Origin of the sequence: Nocardioides sp. QY071 (assembly GCF_029961765.1) — a bacterium.
Taxonomy (GTDB): Bacteria; Actinomycetota; Actinomycetes; order Propionibacteriales; family Nocardioidaceae; genus Nocardioides.
Genome location: NZ_CP124681.1, coordinates 3,929,151 through 3,946,410 on the forward strand (window position 1 = coordinate 3,929,151; position 17,260 = coordinate 3,946,410).

General features: G+C 72.5%; 15 protein-coding genes. 1 reads left to right on the forward strand and 14 read right to left on the reverse strand.

Annotated elements, in window-relative coordinates:
* Positions 1 to 81: 81 nt before the first annotated feature.
* From QI633_RS18940 to QI633_RS19005, 14 genes are all read right to left on the reverse strand, one after another.
* Positions 82 to 690, reverse strand: a complete 609-nt coding sequence (locus tag QI633_RS18940) for a MarC family protein (RefSeq protein WP_141797934.1) — start codon at positions 688 to 690, stop codon at positions 82 to 84.
* Positions 687 to 1,559 carry a PHP domain-containing protein gene (locus QI633_RS18945; protein ID WP_141797933.1) on the reverse strand — a complete coding sequence of 291 codons (873 nt, stop codon included), beginning with the start codon at positions 1,557 to 1,559 and terminating at the stop codon, positions 687 to 689. Before QI633_RS18945 ends, QI633_RS18940 begins: the two co-directional genes overlap by 4 nt.
* Positions 1,560 to 1,591: 32 nt before the next feature.
* The gene (locus QI633_RS18950; protein ID WP_282426721.1) at positions 1,592 to 3,247 is read right to left on the reverse strand and encodes a phosphatidylglycerol lysyltransferase domain-containing protein; all 1,656 of its coding nucleotides are present in this window, start codon (positions 3,245 to 3,247) and stop codon (positions 1,592 to 1,594) included.
* A 94-nt stretch (positions 3,248 to 3,341) separates the two neighbouring features.
* On the reverse strand, positions 3,342 to 5,297 hold the full coding sequence (locus QI633_RS18955; RefSeq protein ID WP_282426722.1) for a hypothetical protein: 1,956 nt from the start codon (positions 5,295 to 5,297) through the stop codon (positions 3,342 to 3,344).
* A gap of 79 nt (positions 5,298 to 5,376) precedes the next feature.
* Positions 5,377 to 6,075: a DUF6758 family protein gene (locus tag QI633_RS18960; protein WP_260805860.1), complete on the reverse strand. Its 699-nt coding sequence runs from the start codon at positions 6,073 to 6,075 to the stop codon at positions 5,377 to 5,379.
* A gap of 61 nt (positions 6,076 to 6,136) precedes the next feature.
* On the reverse strand, positions 6,137 to 6,697 hold the full coding sequence (locus QI633_RS18965; RefSeq protein WP_282426723.1) for a histidine phosphatase family protein: 561 nt from the start codon (positions 6,695 to 6,697) through the stop codon (positions 6,137 to 6,139).
* Between the two features lie 34 nt (positions 6,698 to 6,731).
* The gene (locus QI633_RS18970; protein ID WP_282426724.1) at positions 6,732 to 7,892 is read right to left on the reverse strand and encodes an MFS transporter; all 1,161 of its coding nucleotides are present in this window, start codon (positions 7,890 to 7,892) and stop codon (positions 6,732 to 6,734) included.
* Positions 7,893 to 7,975: 83 nt separating this feature from the next.
* Positions 7,976 to 8,533 carry a hypothetical protein gene (locus tag QI633_RS18975; protein ID WP_141797929.1) on the reverse strand — a complete coding sequence of 186 codons (558 nt, stop codon included), beginning with the start codon at positions 8,531 to 8,533 and terminating at the stop codon, positions 7,976 to 7,978.
* Between the two features lie 4 nt (positions 8,534 to 8,537).
* On the reverse strand, positions 8,538 to 10,187 hold the full coding sequence (locus QI633_RS18980) for a hypothetical protein (protein ID WP_282426725.1): 1,650 nt from the start codon (positions 10,185 to 10,187) through the stop codon (positions 8,538 to 8,540).
* The gene (locus tag QI633_RS18985; RefSeq protein ID WP_141797927.1) at positions 10,184 to 10,891 is read right to left on the reverse strand and encodes an ABC transporter ATP-binding protein; all 708 of its coding nucleotides are present in this window, start codon (positions 10,889 to 10,891) and stop codon (positions 10,184 to 10,186) included. The genes QI633_RS18980 and QI633_RS18985 overlap by 4 nt, the downstream gene beginning before the upstream one ends.
* Positions 10,888 to 11,655 (reverse strand): ABC transporter ATP-binding protein, encoded by a 768-nt coding sequence (locus tag QI633_RS18990; RefSeq protein WP_141797926.1) that lies wholly within the window; start codon positions 11,653 to 11,655, stop codon positions 10,888 to 10,890. Before QI633_RS18990 ends, QI633_RS18985 begins: the two co-directional genes overlap by 4 nt.
* A gap of 1 nt (position 11,656) precedes the next feature.
* On the reverse strand, positions 11,657 to 13,642 hold the full coding sequence (locus tag QI633_RS18995) for an ABC transporter permease (protein WP_260805859.1): 1,986 nt from the start codon (positions 13,640 to 13,642) through the stop codon (positions 11,657 to 11,659).
* Between the two features lie 2 nt (positions 13,643 to 13,644).
* Entirely contained in the window at positions 13,645 to 15,126 is a 1,482-nt protein-coding gene (locus QI633_RS19000) for an ABC transporter substrate-binding protein (protein WP_282426726.1), read from the reverse strand.
* The gene (locus QI633_RS19005; RefSeq protein ID WP_282426727.1) at positions 15,123 to 16,574 is read right to left on the reverse strand and encodes an ABC transporter substrate-binding protein; all 1,452 of its coding nucleotides are present in this window, start codon (positions 16,572 to 16,574) and stop codon (positions 15,123 to 15,125) included. Before QI633_RS19005 ends, QI633_RS19000 begins: the two co-directional genes overlap by 4 nt.
* Before the next feature lie 167 nt (positions 16,575 to 16,741).
* Here QI633_RS19005 and QI633_RS19010 point away from each other — a divergent pair, with 167 nt between their 5' ends.
* Positions 16,742 to 17,254, forward strand: coding sequence for a DUF6174 domain-containing protein (locus QI633_RS19010; protein ID WP_282426728.1), 513 nt, complete (start codon positions 16,742 to 16,744; stop codon positions 17,252 to 17,254).
* The last annotated feature ends 6 nt before the right edge of the window (positions 17,255 to 17,260 follow it).

The window sequence follows — 17,260 nt, forward strand, 5'->3', positions numbered from 1 at the left end:
TCGCCGTTGAGTTGCCGGTCCCTCGGCACTCAATGGCGACAAAGTGGCAACTCAACGGTGAGGATGCGGCAACTCAACCATTCAGCCTTCCCCTGCGATGAACGCGCGGACGGCGTCGGCGACGAGCTGGACGGCGATGGCGGAGAGCAGGAGACCGGCGATACGGGTGACGAGCAGGACCCCGCCGTCGCGGATCAGGCGCAGGATCGGGAGCGAGTAGCGCATCGCGGCCCACAGGGCGACGTGCACGCCGGCCACGCCGAGCGCGACGGAGACGCCGTCGCCCCAGGTGTCGATGTCTTGGACGAAGAGCATCGTGGCGACGATCGCGCCGGGGCCGGCGAGCAGCGGCGTACCGAGCGGGACGAGAGCGATGTTGGCATCGGCGGACGCGGTCAGCTCGTCCTGCTTTCCGGTCAGCAGCTCGAGGGCGACCAGCAGGAGCAGCAGGCCGCCGGCGCACTGCAGCGCGGGCAGCGAGATGTGCAGGTAGTTGAGGATCTGCTGGCCGAACAATGCGAACAGCGTGATCACCAGGAAGGACACCGCGACTGCCTGCCAGGCGGCACGCCGTGCCGTGGCCGGGCTGCGGCCGGCGGTCAGGGACAGGAAGATCGGCACCGTGCCGACCGGGTCCATGATCACGAAGAGGGTCACGAACACCTCGACGAGCAGCACGCCGTCGATCATCGGCGGACCCCGCCCGCGAGTGCGGTGGGCGAGCCGAGCGCGGCGGCCCGCTCGAGGAGCCGGGTCAGCTCGCCCGGCGAGGTGGTCTCGCAGCCGAGCTCGTGGCCGGTCTTGCCCGTGCCGTGGTGGTCGCTGGAGCCGGTGACGAGCAGCCGCAGCCGCGAGGCGATCCCCCGCAGCCGACCGCGTTCGAGCCTGTCGTGGTCGAGGTGGTCGACCTCGATGCCGCCCAGCCCCGCCTCGGCGAGTACGGCGAACGCGGGCTCGTCGAGGACCGACGCGGAGCCACGGCCCCACGGGTGGGCGACCACGCTGACCCCGCGGGCGGCGGTGACCAGCCCGATCATCTCGACGAGGTCGGCGGCGTACCGGTCGACGAAGGCAGGCCCGCCGTCGGAGAGGAAGCGCGCGAACGCCTCGTCGCGGGTCCTCACCGCACCGAGGCGCACCAGCAGGTCGGCGACGTGGGGGCGACCGGTGACCCGGTTGTCGGGGCTCACCTCGGCCAACGCCTCCTCGGTCGCCGGGATGCCGAGCTCGCGCAGCCGGGCGAGCATGGACGGCACCCGCGCCTCACGTCCCTCGACGATCCGGCCCAGCTCGGCCTGGAGGCCGGCGTCCTCGGGGTCGGGTAGGTAGGCCAGCAGGTGCACCGCGGAGCCGCGGAACCGGGTGCTGACCTCGATGCCGCGGACAAGGCCGATCCCGGCCTGCTCCGCCGCGGCGGCCGCCTCGTCCCACCCGGCGGTGGTGTCGTGGTCGGTGAGCGCCACCACCTCGAGCCCGGCGGCCGCGGCCTCGCGCACCAGGTCGGCGGGCGAGGACGTGCCGTCGCTGACACTGGAGTGGGTGTGGAGGTCGATCGTCACCGTACGAGGCTAGTGCTCCGGTCTGATGTGCGTCAGGCGGCCACGCGCTCTCGCACCGCGGCCTCGACCCGCTCGGTGGCGGTCCGCTCCGGCAGGACGAGGGGCGTGCTGGCCTCCCGCGTCTTCGGGGTGACCAGGTAGGCGACCAGCACCGCTGCGCCGATCCGCGGCAGCTCGGCCAGCGAGCGGTAGGTCAGGTGCAGCGTCTCGCAGCGCGGGGAGAACTTGGCCTTGAAGGCGTGCAGCGAGGCGAAGCCGTAGAGCGGCTCGAGCACGCGCGCCGAGCGCTCCAGTACGCGCTGCAGCCAGCCGTCGGGCTCCCCCGTGCTCCGCGCCAGCGGCGCCGCCGACAGGGACACGACGCGGGCACCCTCGGCCCGGAAGGCCAGGCAGGACTCGGCGATCAGGAACTCGATCACCGGGCGGAAGCCGTCGTCCGGGCGGCGCATCAGGTCGAGCGTCCACCCATCGATGTGCCCCTGCCCGGCGTGGACCGGCAGCCACGAGAGGAAGCCGTGCACCCGGTCGTCGGCGTCGAGGGCCAGCGCGACCCTGACCCGGGGGTCCATGGCGTGGTCGACACCGCCGAGGGTGAAGCCGAGCTCCGGAGTGCGCTGGCGCCGCAGCCAGGCGTCGCTGATCTCGCGCACCTGCGCGACGATGCGCGGGTCGGCGTCGGCGAGGACGACCAGCTCGAAGCGGATCCCGTCGCGGGCCGCGCGGTTGCGGGCGGTGCGCACGTCCTGCCACCGCTTGCCGCGGAACTCGAGGTCGGGCAGGTCGAGGAGCGTGTCCTCGCCGATCTGCAGGCTGTGACCCCCGACCGCTCGGGCCACCGGTCCGGTGACCGCGAAGTGACTGGGGACGAGGTGCTCGTCGGCGCAGAAGGCCGCGAACTCACCGGCCGCGCGGGCCCGCCAGTCCGGTGTACCGATCGGGTCGCCGAGGGCCAGCGCGACGCCGAGGTGGCGGCGGTAGGCGAGGTAGCCCTGGCCGCGCGGGTCGTAGAGGTAGCGCACGCCGGGCCAGGTGGTCATCCACGACAGCGTGCCGCCGCCCTCGCGGCGCAGGTGCTCGACGGCCCGGTCGCGGTTGACGACGGGACGGCGCCGCGGGCCGATCACCGAGCCGATCATCAGGCCGGCGGCGACGGCGACCAGGTGGACGACGTCCGCCAGGTGCCCGACCAGGACGAGGGAGACCAGGACGTAGGCCACCAGGCCGGTCCGGGTGACCCGGCGCGCCGCCGTACCGAGGAAGGCGGTCATCACCGCGCCGACCCCGAGCGCGCCGCCCGACGGCCCGACGTCGCGTGCGTGCTGCAGCGAGTCCGGGCCGAGCGCCAGCACGAGCAGGCAGGCCGCCACCACGCTGCCGACCTGGGTCACCAACCAGAGGAGCCCCGTGCGAACCGTCCCGAGCCGCGGCTCGGCGAACCCGACGCACAGCCCGAAGCTGAGCAGCACCGGCAGGTAGCACCAGGGCGCGATCGCCAGCAGCGGGCCGGTGAGCAGCGTCCACCAGTGGCCGGACGCGAGCGCGTCCGGCCCGTAGGCCAGGGCACGGCCCCAGCCGTGGTCGAGGACGTCGCCGGTGACCGCGCCGGTGGCGACGCCGACGATGACGAGGAGCAGGAGACCCGCGACCGTGAACGGCCGGCGGCGTACGGCGGACTCAGTGGCTGGCATGTCGTCCAGCCTGGTCGCGCGGGGCGCCCGCGTCAGTGGCCCACCGTCCCGGATCGGGGGTGGTGCCCGCACCACCTCCGGGGTGGGGGTGGCCTCACAGCTCGGCGAGCACGACCACCCGGTCACCGGGCTCGGCCACCACCGTCTCCCCCTTGGCCAGGTTGACCGCGACGCCGACCCGGGACCCGGGCTCGGCCAGCCGGGCCGAGGAGAACCCGATCGCGGTCTCGCCCCGGCGGGCGGCGGCCGCGACCACGGTCGCCCAGCTCACCTCGCGCCCGGGGGCGACGTACCACTCGGCGGGGCGCAGGTAGATCTCGCTGCCCTCCTCCTCCAACAGGTCGTGGAAGACCGGCTCGATCCGGGCGTCCTCGGACAGCTGGGCCACCATCAGGCTGACGATCTCGCCGCTGACGACGACGTCGTCGATGTCGGCGACCTGGGCGAGCACCCGGTTGCGGTCGTCCATCATCTCGCTGATCACCGGCGTGCTGCTCTCGGAGCGGGCCAGGATGTCGCGCACGTGGAGCAGGGTGATCAGGGTCGTGGCGTCGGCGGCCTCGGCGTCGAGGTCGTCGGAGTAGCACAGCACGATCACCTGGTCGCAACCCGGCGGGACGTGCTCGTCGAGGACCGCACGGCGCGTGGTGCCGGCCTCGACCACGGTGACGGCGAGGTTCGCGGTCGTGGGTACGCCGGGCGCGCCGTGCTCGGTCACGACGGTGAGCGTCGAGCCGGGGGCGGCGTACCGGTCCAGCTCGCGCAGGATGATCGGTGCCCGCTCGTTCCAGCCCAGCACCACGGCGTGGGTGGGGCGGGCCGGCTCGCCGGCATGGTCCGCGAAGGCGTCCTCGGCGACGGCGGCGACCGAGCGGGGCGCGGCGGCGAGGACCGAGTCGTCCTCGGCGATCACGACGAGGGAGCGGTCCCCGACGACGGTGTCCGGGGGCGGGTTGAGCTGGACGCTGCTGCCCTGGGCGACCCCGATGACCGTCAGCTGGTCGTAGTGCAGCTGCGCGTCGGCGTACGTCGCCCCGGCCAGCGGGTGCTCCTCGAGGAAGTAGATCTCGTCGCCCTCGTAGTCGAAGAGCTCGCGGTAGACCGCGGCGGCGCCGGACTGGCGGGAGGTCTGGACGACGAGCTTGGCCACCGTCTCGCGGATGTCGAGCAGCGAGATGCCGCCCGGACGGTCGCGGCCGATCAGCCGCGCGACCTCGAGGTTGGCCGGGTCGCGCAGCTGGGCGACGACCCGCGGTCCCTCGTCGACCGCCAGCAGGGAGCGCAGCGCGAGCAGCGCCTTGATGACGTCGCGGTCGGGCTCCGCGCCGTCGCCGGACAGGACCACGACCGAGCGCGCGGAGGTGGGGCTGAGGATCGCGAGGTCGTCGATGTCGGAGGGCGCGCCGGACCGGCACACCACGCGGGTGCCGCGCAGGTCCGGAACCTTGGCGCGGATCTCCTCCTCCATCTCGACCTTGTCGCGGTCGGCGAGCACCGCCACGACCGGTCGGCGCCGGCTCTCGTTGGCGATGGAGAGCTCGCTGATCACGGTGAAGATCGAGTCCGACCAGCCGAGGATGACCGAGTGGCCGCTCTCCAGTACGACGGACCGGCCGCGGCGCAGCTCGGCGATCCGGGCGTCGATGCCGGCCGCGATCACACCGATCAGGGCGCTGACGATGAACAGGCCGGCCACCGTGAGCACGAGCATCGTGAGGATGAAGCTCCAGCGGGCGCCGGTGTCACCGGCCACGGTGCCGGGGTCGAGCGCGTGCAGCAGCGCCTGGAAGGCCGCCTCCCAGAACCCGAGCTGGTCGCGGCGCATCCCGGACACCACGTCGATGACCGCGAAGACCACCACGAGCAGCACGGTGACGGCGAACAGCCAGGCCACCAGGGCCGGCGTACCTCGGGACATGGTGTTGTCGAACCCGTAGCGCAGCCGGGCCCGCAGGCCCGTGGATGCGGTCCGGGTGCGGACGGGCAGGTCGGATCGCTGTGCGATCGCCTCTGCCGTACGACGCCGCAGCGCCTGCGCGTTCCGCGCCATGCGGGCCTCCTCGTGGTCCGCAGGGGATGCTCCCGCATCCGGGCTCCCGCGCGAGCGGGAATGGCGAAACTCGGGACCGTCACCAGGAGGGTGCGGGCCCTCCGAACGGCAGCGCGACCAGCTGCGGGCCGGTGGCGGAGATGTCGCGCAGGATCCAGTCGTCGCGCAGCAGCAGGATCGCGGAGGCCGGCCGCAGCACCAGCCACAGCCAGCGACCACCGGCCTCGCCCGCGAGCACGGAGCGGTCCCACTCCCCCGGCGAGGTGCTGACCGAGACCGGCCACAGGCCGACGGGGTACTGGTCGACGCGGACCCGGACCGGCGGTGGGCCGTCGCCGACCTCGTGGCCGGGGTCGAGCAGCTCGGCGTCGTCGGGGGTGGTCAGCCCGGCGACCCGGGCGCCGAAGCCGGTGCCGGGCTCCTCGCTGATCACCATCACGTCGACCGGCCCGTCGAGCTGGCTGGTGCCCGCGACGCACGCCATCGTGGCGCGGGTCGCGGCGCCGTCCGAGACGACGGCGGCGAAGTCGCTGACCGACCAGCCGGGGCCGAGCGGCCAGGGCAGGAAGGTCGGGAACGACGGGCCGACCCGTTGGAGGTGGGCGGCGAACTCCTCGTAGGAGGAGGTCGACGGCCGCCAGAGCGGTACGACGAACCCGTGGTCCGGGCACGACCAGCGACCGTCGCCCACCTCGGCCACGGGCGTCGGGCAGCGTGGGCACTCCACGCGCACCCCGTCAGGTCCGCCCACCGGCGGACCGGGCTCATCGGTCGGCATGTTCGACACCGTGCTGCGCGATGCGCCGTTCGTCAAGCACCCGGGTCGACCTGTCCCGAGATCAGCTGTTCCAGCGCTGCAGGACCGGGGTCTCGCGCTCGTGGCCGAGCTCGGAGAGCGTCGCGGTGTCGAGGCGGAACAGGCGCCCGTCGGCGACCGGGAGGCCGAGCCAGCGTGCGGCGAGGGCGCGCAGCACGTGACCGTGGGCGAACACCAGGACCGGGCCGCCGGCGGCCCGGATCCGGGCCACGACACGGTCGCAGCGGACCGCGACGGCGGACGCGGTCTCGCCGCCGGGGCTCGGGTGGGTCCAGATGGTCCAGCCGGGCACCTGCTCGCGGATCTCCGCGGTGGTGCGGCCCTCGTAGTCGCCGTACCCCCACTCGAGGAGGTCCTCGCACACCTCGGCGTCGGGGAACCCGGCCAGCTCCGCCGTACGACGGGCGCGCTGCAACGGACTGGTCAGCACCTCCGCGAAGGTGGTGCCGGCGAGGCGGCCGGCGAGCCCGCGTGCGACCTCCTCGCCCTCGGGGAGCAGCGGCAGGTCGGTGCGGGACGTGTGCCGTCCCGAGACGCTCCACTCGGTCGCCCCGTGCCGGGCCAGGAAGGCGGAATCGGCCATGCCGACATCCTGCCAGTGACCGACCGGCCGGCCACTACGCCGGGCTGTCCTGCCGGATCTCCACGACGTCGCGCGCTGCGAACCACCGGGCGAGAGGCAGCAGCGTCAGCACCAGCACCATCGGTACGACGAACCCGTAGCGCAGCTCGTCCTTCCCGACCACGCCGGTCAGCACCGCGCCGAGCAGCCCGCCGACGTAGTTGAACTGGTTGAACCGGGCGATCACCGCGTCCACCCGCTCGACCGAGCCACCGGCGATCCGGGCCGCCGCGGAGAAGCTCAGCGGAGCCACGACAGAGATGCCGGCGCCGGTGAGTGTGAAGCCGAGGACCGCCACCGGCCAGGTCGGTGCGGCCGTCACCACGACCAGGCCGCCGCAGGCGATCACCGCACCGATGCGGAGGACCGGCGTGACGCCGTACCGCTCCACGATCGAGTCGCCGGCGAGGCGGACCAGCAGGCTGGCGACCAAGTAGGGAAGGGTCGCGAGGGCGACCCAGCGCGACGGGGCGTCGACGACCTCGTCGAGGTAGACCGCGCCCCAGGTCTGGGCCGCGGTGTCGACCATGTAGAAGACGACCATGCCGAGGCCGACCATCAGGATCGGGCGCCACGGGATCGCGAGGTCGACCGCCGGTGCGCTCCCGCCGACCGGGTCGCGGGGCAGGAAGCTCGCGCCGGCGACGACGAGCGGGAGCACGGTGATCAGCGCGGTCCACGGCAGGTCGACGTCGGCCGTGGCGAGCGTGACCGCGGCGCCGAGCAGGCCGCCGAAGGTCCAGGCGCCGTGGAAGCTCGGCAGGATGGTGCGCCCGTAGTGTCGCTCCAGCACGACCGCCTGCATGTTGGTGGTCGCGTCGACCATGCCCAGCCCGACGCCGTAGACCCCCACCCCGAGGAGGTACGCCGGCCACACCGGTGCCGCGAGCATCAGCGCGGCGCCACCGGCGAGGAGCACCAGTCCGGACCGCAGCACCCGGGCGCTCGCGACCCGCACCGACAGCTTCTCCGCGAGCACCGAGCCGGCACCGGCGAGCAGCACGATCGCCAGCAGCACGCCGGAGATCCCGAGCTCGGAGAGGTCCCAGCGGTCCTTGATGTCGGGCAGCCGGGTGGTGAGGCCGATGAAGACGAAGCCCTGGGTGGCGAACCCGGCCGCGATGGCGAGCCGGTAGCGGTGAAGGGTGATCGGCATGCGGGGATCCTGCCACCTCTGCCCCGAGTCGGGTGGGTGAGAGTGACCTCCAGGTCACTCTCACCCACCCGACTCGGTGCGGCTCAGCGCCGGGCGGTCGGCCGGCACACCCGGCACGTCGCCAGGTGCGCATTGTCCTCACCCACCGGGGTGAGGTCGTCGCGGTGCGCGATCAGCGCGCAGTCACGGCGGTGCATGGTGGTGCCGCCGCCGGCGACGACCGGGATGGCGCCGATGTCGTGGCCCTGGTCGTCGGTGCGGGCCGAGGTCGCGGTGACCTCGGCGAGCACGAGCAGGGTGTCGGCGAGGCGCTTGGACGACTCGCGGCCGTCGGCGGCGATCCGCGCCAGCCAGGCCCCGAAGTAGAGGAAGCCGCCGACGAAGGTCAGGCCGAGGCCGAGCATGCCGCCGGAGACGACGTAGGACATCTGGTCCCACTGGTACGGCGTGTTGGCGGCGCCGTACCAGCCCAGGATGATCACCACGATGCCGAGCGGGAGCATGATCGCGCCCGCCCAGAACAGCACGACCTGGAGCAGGGCGTAGTGGTTGTCCTTCAGCGGCGCGATCCCGGAGCGGGTCGACTCCCCTGCACGGGGAAGGCTGCCGGCACGCCCGGAGGGGGTGGCTGCGGTGGTCATGGGCTCAGGCCTTTCGGAGGTCGGGGAGGCCGCTGTCGAGGCCGTGGGGACAGGACGCGCCGATGCCGAGGGCAGCGGCACCGAGTCGCCGGAACCACGAGCCGGCGACCGCCGCGAGGGCGAAGGCGGCGACGAGGAGCATGCCGGGGATCGAGAACAGCTCGGGCAGGCCGGCGCTGGTCGGGGCAGCGTCGACGAGGTCGCCCGTGGGCGCCGCACCCGCGGTGGGCACGGTGCCGACCGGGACCGGGGTCGCGGCCGAGGGTACGCCGACCGAGCCGGCGGCCGGCGCGGGCGCCGGGGCTGCCGCGGCCGGTGGGGCGGCGTCGGCTGCCGCCGGCGGCGCGGCGAAGTCGATCGGCGGCACCGTGTCGACCTCGGCCCTCGCGACGCCGAGGGTGACGACCACCTTGGGCGCCAGGTTGGACAGGCCCGACACCACGCCCTTGAGCGGGCCGGCCTGGGCCGGGATCAGCTCGCCGAGCACGTTGGTCGGCAGCGCCTTGAGCAGCGGCGAGAGCAGCTGGGTGTCGATGGTGATCCGCAGGCCCTGCGACATGCTGGTGCCGGCGTCGCCGTCGACGGTGCGGACCTGCTGCGGGATCTCGATGGTCACGCCGAGCGCCTTGAGCGCGTCGAGCGGCAGCTGGTTGAGACCCGGGATCGGGGTGGTGCCCCCACCACTGGGCACGATCGCGCCGTCGGGGCCGATCCCGAACTCCTGGCCGGCGATCGCCATCTTGCCCCAGATGGCGGTACCGGTCGCGGTGCCGGTGGCGCCGTCGGAGGTGGCCTTCGCGACCGTCTCGACGCCGCCCAGGGTGATCAGGCCGCCGAGCAGCCGGACCTCGCCGAGCGTGGCCCTCGAGACCCCGACCACCTTGCTGTCCTTGGCCTCCATCTTCGAGGTCGACACGTAGCCGTCGACGTCGATGAGCGCGGCGAGCTGGGGCGGCAGCCCTGGCGCCGCCGCCGGCGCGGTCGGGGCGGTCGGGCTGGTCGCCGTGCCGGTCGGAGCCGCCCCCGGGAGGCCACCGAGCCCACCGCCGGTGAGCATCCCGGTGAGACCGGTCAGCAGGTCCATCAGGCCCGACTTCTGCGACGGGTCGGCACTCGCGCCGTCCGGGCCGAGCACGGTGCCGTCCGGCGAGAAGCCGGTCTCCGCGCTCGCCGTACCCTCGCCGGAGGTGGTGGTCATGATCGCGCCGGGGATCGACTCGTCCTTCTGCGTCGGCACGTCGCCGGGGTACTGCGAGTTGACCTGCATCGGGTAGCCGTTCTCGGTGAGCGGCGTCGGCGGCAGCCCCAGCTGCTCGCCGAAGGTCTTCAGGCCCTCGCCCACCGGGTCGCCCGGCCAGAACAGGCTGGCGCGTCCCTTGGACTCACCCGAGTCCGCCTTGACCTTGCTGTAGCCCATGTCGAACTCGACCTGGGCCTGCCCGGCGTCGACGGGGATCGGGATGCTCGGCTCGAACACCTCGACCCGGATCGGTGCCGACCAGGCCGTGGTGGTGTAGCCGCCGTACGACGTCGCGCCGCCGCCGTCGTCGTCGGCGGAGGCCGGCGTCGCAGTGGGACCTGCGGCCAGCAGCGCCAGGCAGCCGACCATCCCTCCCGTGACGGCGACCCGGAGCGTGCTGCGTGTGCTGGTCATGCTGCCCCTCCCAGGATGACGTCGGCCATGGTCTCGAGGATCTCCCCGGGCTCACCGGTGGCCACGATGCGCCCGCCGCTCATCACGGCGGCGTAGTCGGCGACCCGCAGCGCGGTCCGCGCGAATTGCTCGATGCAGAGGATGGACACGCCGGACTCGGCGATCCGGGCGACGGTCTCGTAGAGCTCGTCGACGATCAGCGGCGCCAGTCCCATCGACAGCTCGTCGAGCAGCAGCAGCGCCGGGTCGGAGGCCAGGGCCCGCGACATCGCCAGCATCTGCTGCTCACCGCCGGACATGGTGCCGGCGAGCTGGTGGCGCCGCTCGTGCAGCCGGGGGAAGTACGCGTAGGCGGTGTCGAGGACGGCCGAGGCCGGGACGCCGGCGTACGACATCAGGACCAGGTTCTCCTCGACGGTCAGGTTCGGGAACACCGAGCGACCCTCGGGGATCGTGCACAGCCCGACCCGGGCCAGCGCGTCGGACGCGGCGCCCTGCACGTGGACGCCGGCCAGGTGGATGTCCCCGGACGTCGCCTCCTTCTGACCGCTGATCACCTTCACCAGCGTCGACTTGCCGGCGCCGTTGGGTCCGAGCAGCGCCATCACCGCGCCGCGCGGCACGGACAGGTCGACGCCCCGCAGCACCTCGATCCGGCCGTACGCCGCGTGCAGGTCGATCACGTCGAGGATCGGGACGCTCACGAGGTCACCTCCAGGACCGCGGTGTCGCCGTCGCTCTCCGCGTAGCCGAGGTAGGCCCGCTGGACGTCGGGGTCGGTGCGGATCTCGGCCGGGGCGCCCGAAGCGATGATCTCGCCGAAGTCGAGCACGTGGATGTCGTGGCACACGCTCATCACCAGGTCCATGTCGTGCTCGACCATGAGGATCGAGCAGCCCTCGGCCGCGAGGTCGACGAGGAGCTCGCCGAAGGCGTCGGTCTCGGTCTCGTCGAGGCCCGAGGACGGCTCGTCGAGCAGCAGCAGCTGGGGATCGCTGGCCAGGCAGCGCGCCAGCTCCAGCAGCCGCGCGGTGCCGGTCGGGATCGAGTCGGCCCGCTCGTCGGCATACTCGGTGATGCCGACCCGGTCGAGCAGCATCTCGACGCCGACGGCGCCCCGCCGGCCACCGAACCAGGCCAGCGGCCCGCCGTGGATCTCCTGGGCCACCCGGACGTTGTCACGCACCGACAGCGAGCCGAAGGCCTCGAGCCGCTGGAAGGTGCGGCCCACGCCGTGCCGCGCCCGGCGGTGCACCGGCCAGCCGGTGACGTCCTTGTCGCGGTAGCGGACCCGTCCCTTGGTGGGCCGCTGCAGGCCGGTGATCACGTTGAAGCAGGTGGTCTTGCCCGCACCGTTGGGTCCGATCAGGCCGGTGATCACGCCCCGGTCCGCGGTGAAGGTCGCCCGGTTCACGGCGGTCACGCCCCCGAACCGGACCACGACGTCGTCGACCTCGAGCAGTGCCACGTCAGCCCACCTTCTCCACGTCGACAGCCACGTCGACAGCCATGTCGACCAGCGGTACGTCGACCGCGCCGTCCGTCCCTCCCGGGCTTCCGCCGCGGGGCAGCAGTCCCTGCAACCGGCCCTCCAGCCGACCACCCAGCGCCGGCGCGAGCCGCGCCCGCAGCCAGCGCCCGATCCGGAACAGGTGGTTCGCCAGGCCGTTGGGGTCGCGGCCCAGGAGCACCGCCCCGAACCCGATGACCGCGAACAGCAGGCCGGCCATGCCCGGCGAGGCCGCCTGGAGCTCGGGCAGCAGCATCAGCGCGACCCCGCCCAGCAGTGCCCCGGTGACCGAGGTGGCGCCGAAGACGACGGCGAGCAGGAGCACCAGCAGCGACTGGAAGTAGAGGAAGTCCGCGGCGCCGACCGTGCCGCGCAGGCCGGCGAACAGGCCGCCCGCGAAGCCGGCGATGCCGGCAGACAGGGCGAACAGGCCGACCCGGAACCAGCGCATGTCCAGGCCGAGGGTGCCGCAGGCCGACGGGCTGTCGCGCATCGCGATCAGCAGCCGGCCCAGCGCGCCGCGGCGCAGCACCAGCAGGCCCAGCGCGAGCAGCACGAAGGCGAGCACCATGAACCACACGTACGCCGTGTCCGAGCCGATCCGGAGCCCGAGGATCGAGAGCCGCTCGGCGGCCAGGGTGCCGTTGAACTTGAACGCGAACTCGGCGTTGAAGACCACCTTGTCCATGAGCACCGCGAACGCCATCGTCGACAGCGCGAGGTAGAGGCCGGTCAGCCGCAGCACCGGCAGCGCGACCAGCGCGCCGACGGCGGCCGCGATCAGCGCCGAGAGCAGCAGCCCGAGCAGGTTGGGCTCGTCGAGCTTGGCGTAGGCGAGCGCGCCGACGCCGGCGAAGGTGAACTGGGCGAGGGAGACGTGACCGCCGTACCCGGTCAGCAGGACGAGCGAGAGCATCACCATCGCGTACGTCGCCGCGACCCCGATCAGCAGCACCTGGTTCGGCGCGACGACGTTGACCAACAGCAGGGTCACCAGCAGCAGGCCGGTGCCGGAGCCGATCGAGAGGCGCATCGACGGCACCGCCGCGGTGACGATGCCCTTGACCTGGCCGATCCGCAGCTGGGCCTGGGGCATGAGCACCACGATCGCGAAGAGGAACAGCGCCGGGATGACCGGGCGGAAGGACGCCAGGAACCCGTCGGTCGGCAGGTAGCCGACGGCCCACGACTCGAGGACGCCGAGGATCATGGCGCCGGCGAAGGTCATCGGCAGGCTCTTGAGCCGCCCGAGCATCGCGGCGGCGTACGCGTTGATCACCAGCAAGGTGAGCGCGTAGTAGTCGAGCAGGACGACCGGCGTCAGCAGGATGCCGCCGAGGGCGGCCAGCGAGATCCCGATCGACCACGACAGCGCCGCGACCCGGTCGGGCTTGCCGCCGAACAGCTTGAGCAGCTCGGGGTTGTCGACCGAGGCCCGCATCGCCGTACCGATCCGGGTCCGGCTGAGCAACAGGTAGAGCCCGAACGCGACGGCGACCGCACACACCAGGGTGACCAGCTGGTGGGCGGTGACGAAGGTGTCGCCGAGCTGCCAGCCGGTGCCGGACCAGAACGGCAGCAGCACCCGGGGCTCCGGCGGCCAGATCTGCTGGGCCAGCCCGATCAGGCCGACGAGGAGGCCGACGGTGACGACCAGGGCGACGGAGACCGGCCCCTCCCCCAGCCCGCGGGTGACGAAGCGCTGGATGAACCAGCCGATCGCCGGCGCCACCACGCCGAGCACCAGGATCAGCGAGAGCACGGTCGGCATCCCCTGGCGCTGGGTGAAGTCCCAGAACACGAAGGACAGGAACATGCCGAACGCACCGTGGGCGATGTTGAACACCCGGGTGGTCGTGTAGGTCAGCACCAGGCCGCTGGCCATGATGGCGTACGCCGCGCCCGTGAACAGGCCCAGCAGCGTGAAGGCGAAGAGGGAGCCCACGATCAGCCTCCGATCCCGGAGTCGACGACGGTGCCGCACAGGTAGGTGCCGGACGAGACCTGCGACCACTGGCCGCCGCTGAACTGGATCATCTTCAGGCAGGGCGGGGTTGCCCCGGTCGAGAGGTTCATCGCGGTGTGGGCTCCGTTCCCGGTCCAGGCCGTGGTGGCACGGACGGCGTCGACGAGCGAGGCGCGCGTCAGCTTGCCGCCGAGCGCCGTCGCCTTCTCCACGAACAGCCGGGTCGCCGACCAGGCGAACAGGCCGTAGTAGTTGGGGATCGCGCCGGGCTTCACCTGCTGCAGCCACGAGAGGTACAGCTGGATCTCGGCGTTGGCCTTGTTCTCGAACAGGTCGTTGGGCGAGAACACGTAGGTGCCCTCGGCGACGGCGCCCGCCTGCTGGACGTAGCGCTTGTCGTAGATCGTCGGGTCCTGCAGGTAGAAGTCCGGCTTGAAGCCCTGCTGCTGCATGGCCTGCTGGAGCTTCACGGTGTTCTGGTAGGGCCCGTAGTAGATGACCGCGCGGATTCCCTTGTCCTTCATCTGCTGGACGTACGGCGCGAAGTTGAACTCCGCGACGTCGATGCCCTGCACGTACTTCGCCGACCACCCGGCCGCCTTCTCGTAGCCGGCAGCGAGGCTCTTGGCGTTGACCGGGGCGGCACCGGCGTTGATGTAGAGGAAGGCCGCGTTCTTCACCGCGTCCGGGTACTTCGCGGCCAGCCACTTCGCGGCCGGGTCGGAGATCAGGTTGGTGCGGATCGAGTAGGTGCCGAGGCAGGTCTTGCAGGCCTGTCGCTCCGGGTTGACGATCGTCGAGCGGATGTCGGGGATCCCGCAGGCGTCGGCCGTGGCGGCGCCGCCGGAGTCGAAGGCCGACATGGAGCCGACCGCGGCGAAGGCGTCGCTGCAGGCCTTGACGTAGGCCTGCTGGTCGGCGCCGGCGTCGGCGCGGCTGTCGAGGTTGACCAGCGCGAGCTTGCGCCCGCAGATGTCGTTCTGCGAGTTGAAGTACTCGACGTAGGCCCGCGTCGCTTGCTGTGCCGACTCGAAGATGCCCGGTACCGGTCCGGAGATGTCGGAGACGTTGGCGAGGGTGATGGTGCTGTCGGTGATGCCGGTCTGGTTCTTGAACCCGTCGCACGAGCCCGCCTTCGCCGTGCCGGTCGGCGCGCCCTTGCCCTTCGACTTGCCTCCTCCGTCACCGTCCGCGGCGCCGCCGGTCGCCCCGGCCGCCGGCGCGTCACCGGCGGTACCGGCTGCGGGTGCCTCGCCCGCAGCCGGTACGTCGCCCGCGGCCGGTGCCTCGCCGGCCGGGAGTCCGGTGTCGCCGCCGGTGCTCGTGGTGTCGCCCGCCGTACCGTCCTGGCCACTGGCCCTCGCGACGGTGGCCGGGTCGAGCTGGGACCCGCAGGCCGTCAGGGCCAGCAGCGCGAGCGCGACCGCGGCCGTCCGGCGGACCCGGCTCCGGGTGCCCGTCATCCGCTGATCCCCGAGTTGACGACGTTCCCGCACAGCCAGGTGCCGGGTGACACCTGCTGCCAGCGGCCGCCCTTGTACTGGATGATCTTCTGGCACGGCGGGGTCTCCGCGGTGCCCACCCGCATCGCCGCATGGGCGCCGTTCCCGGTCCAGTCGTTGACCTTGCGGACCGCCGCCACCAGTGACTCGCGGGTCAGCTTGCCGCCGAGCGCGGTCGCCTGCTCGACGAACAGGCGCATGGCCGACCAGGCGAACAGTCCGTAGAAGTTCGGCACCGCGCCGGGCTTCACCTGGTTGAGCCAGGACAGGTACAGCTGGACCTCCGGGTTGGCCTTGTTCTCGAACAGGTCGATGGTGGAGTAGACGAAGGTGCCCTCGGCGAGCGCGCCGGCCTGCTGGACGTAGCGCTGGTCGTAGATCGTCGGATCCTGCATGAACACGTCGGGCTTGAAGCCCTGCTGCTGCATGGCCTGCTGCAGCTTGACGGTGTTCTGGTAGGGCCCGAGATAGACCACCATCTTGATGCCCTTGTCCTTCATCTGCTGGACGTAGGGCGCGAAGTTGAACTCCGCGACGTCGATGCCCTGGAGGTAGTTGACCGACCAGCCCATCTTCCCCCAGGCCGCGGCCTGGCTCTTCGCGTTGCCGACGGCGGCACCGGCGTTGATGTAGAGCATTCCGACGTTCTTGACCGCGTCGGGGTACTGGGCCGCCAGCCACTTCGGGCCGGAGTCGGCGATCAGGTTGGGCCGCACCGAGTAGACGCCGAAGCAGGTCGAGCAGGCCGCCCGCTCGGAGGTCGTCATCGCCGCGCGGATGTCCGGGAGGCCGCAGCCCTGCGCGGTCGAGGCGCCGCCGGAGTCGAAGGCGCCCATCGAGCCGACCGCGGCGAACGCCGAGCTGCACGCCTTGGTGTAGGCCTGCTGGTCGGCGCCGGCGTCGGCACGGCTGTCGAGGTTGGTGATCGCGAGCTTGCGCCCGCAGATCGTGTTCTGCGAGTTGAAGTACTCCACGTAGGCCCGGGCGGCCTGTTGGGAGGCCTCGAAGATGCCCGGGACCGGACCCGAGATGTCGGCGACGTTCGCAAGGGTGATGGTGGTGTCGGTGATCCCGGTCTGGTTCTTGAACCCGTCGCACGAGGCCGCCTTCGCGGTGCCGGTCGGCGAGCCCTTGCCCTTGGACTTGCCGCCGCCCTTCGCGCTCCCCGCGCCGGGGGTGGCTCCGGCGTCACCGCCGGCAGCGGGTGAGCCCGCGGCGGGAGCCGCGGCACCACCGCCGGGGACGTCGCCGCCCGGCGTCGGCGCACCGGCGTCGGAGCCGCCGGCCGGGGCCGCCACGCCGCTCGTCTGGTCGGTGTCACCACCACCGGACTGGCCGTTCACCTTCGCCACGGTCGCGGGGTCCAGCTGCGACCCGCACGCGGACAGGGCGAGGACGACGACGGACACACCGAGAAGACGCCGCACATGCGGGGGTCGAGGCATGACCGACCAACGAGCCTTCTGTGACCCAGGTCACGGCCAAAATGAAACTTGTTACAGTTTCGTCCCGGTCAGGCGCCCGTACGCCGGGGAACCATCGGGCCGCGCGGGCCGTCCGAGGCATCATGAGCACCATGCGACCGCCTTCCGCCGCCGTCACCGCCGCCCTCACCGTGCCGCTGCTGCTGGCGCTGTCCGCCTGCAGCCACGAGTCCGACCGGGCCGCCGACCGGACGACCGCGACGGCGCCGGGCAGCTCCGGCACCGCGACCGGGAGCGCGAGCGCGAGTGCCGCGCCGACGTACCCGACCTTCGCGGCGCAGGACTACTCCTACCACCTCGAGGTGCTCTGCTTCTGCCCGCAGACCGGCACCGTCGAGGTCGTGGTGCACGACGGCGAGGTCGAGCAGGCGACCTCGGTCGACGGACCGCTCGCCGGCTCGCCCGCGCCGGAGTTCGCGCGGCTGACCATCAACGACATCCTCGAGCAGGCCCATGCCCCCGGGATCGCCAAGAAGAAGATCGAGTGGCCCGACGGCCAGGACCACCCGAGCTCGGTCATGATCGACCGGATCGCGCAGGGGGTCGACGACGAGGTGACCTACACGATCAAGGACGTGCAGACCACCGTGGTCCCGCAAGGCTGACCGGCA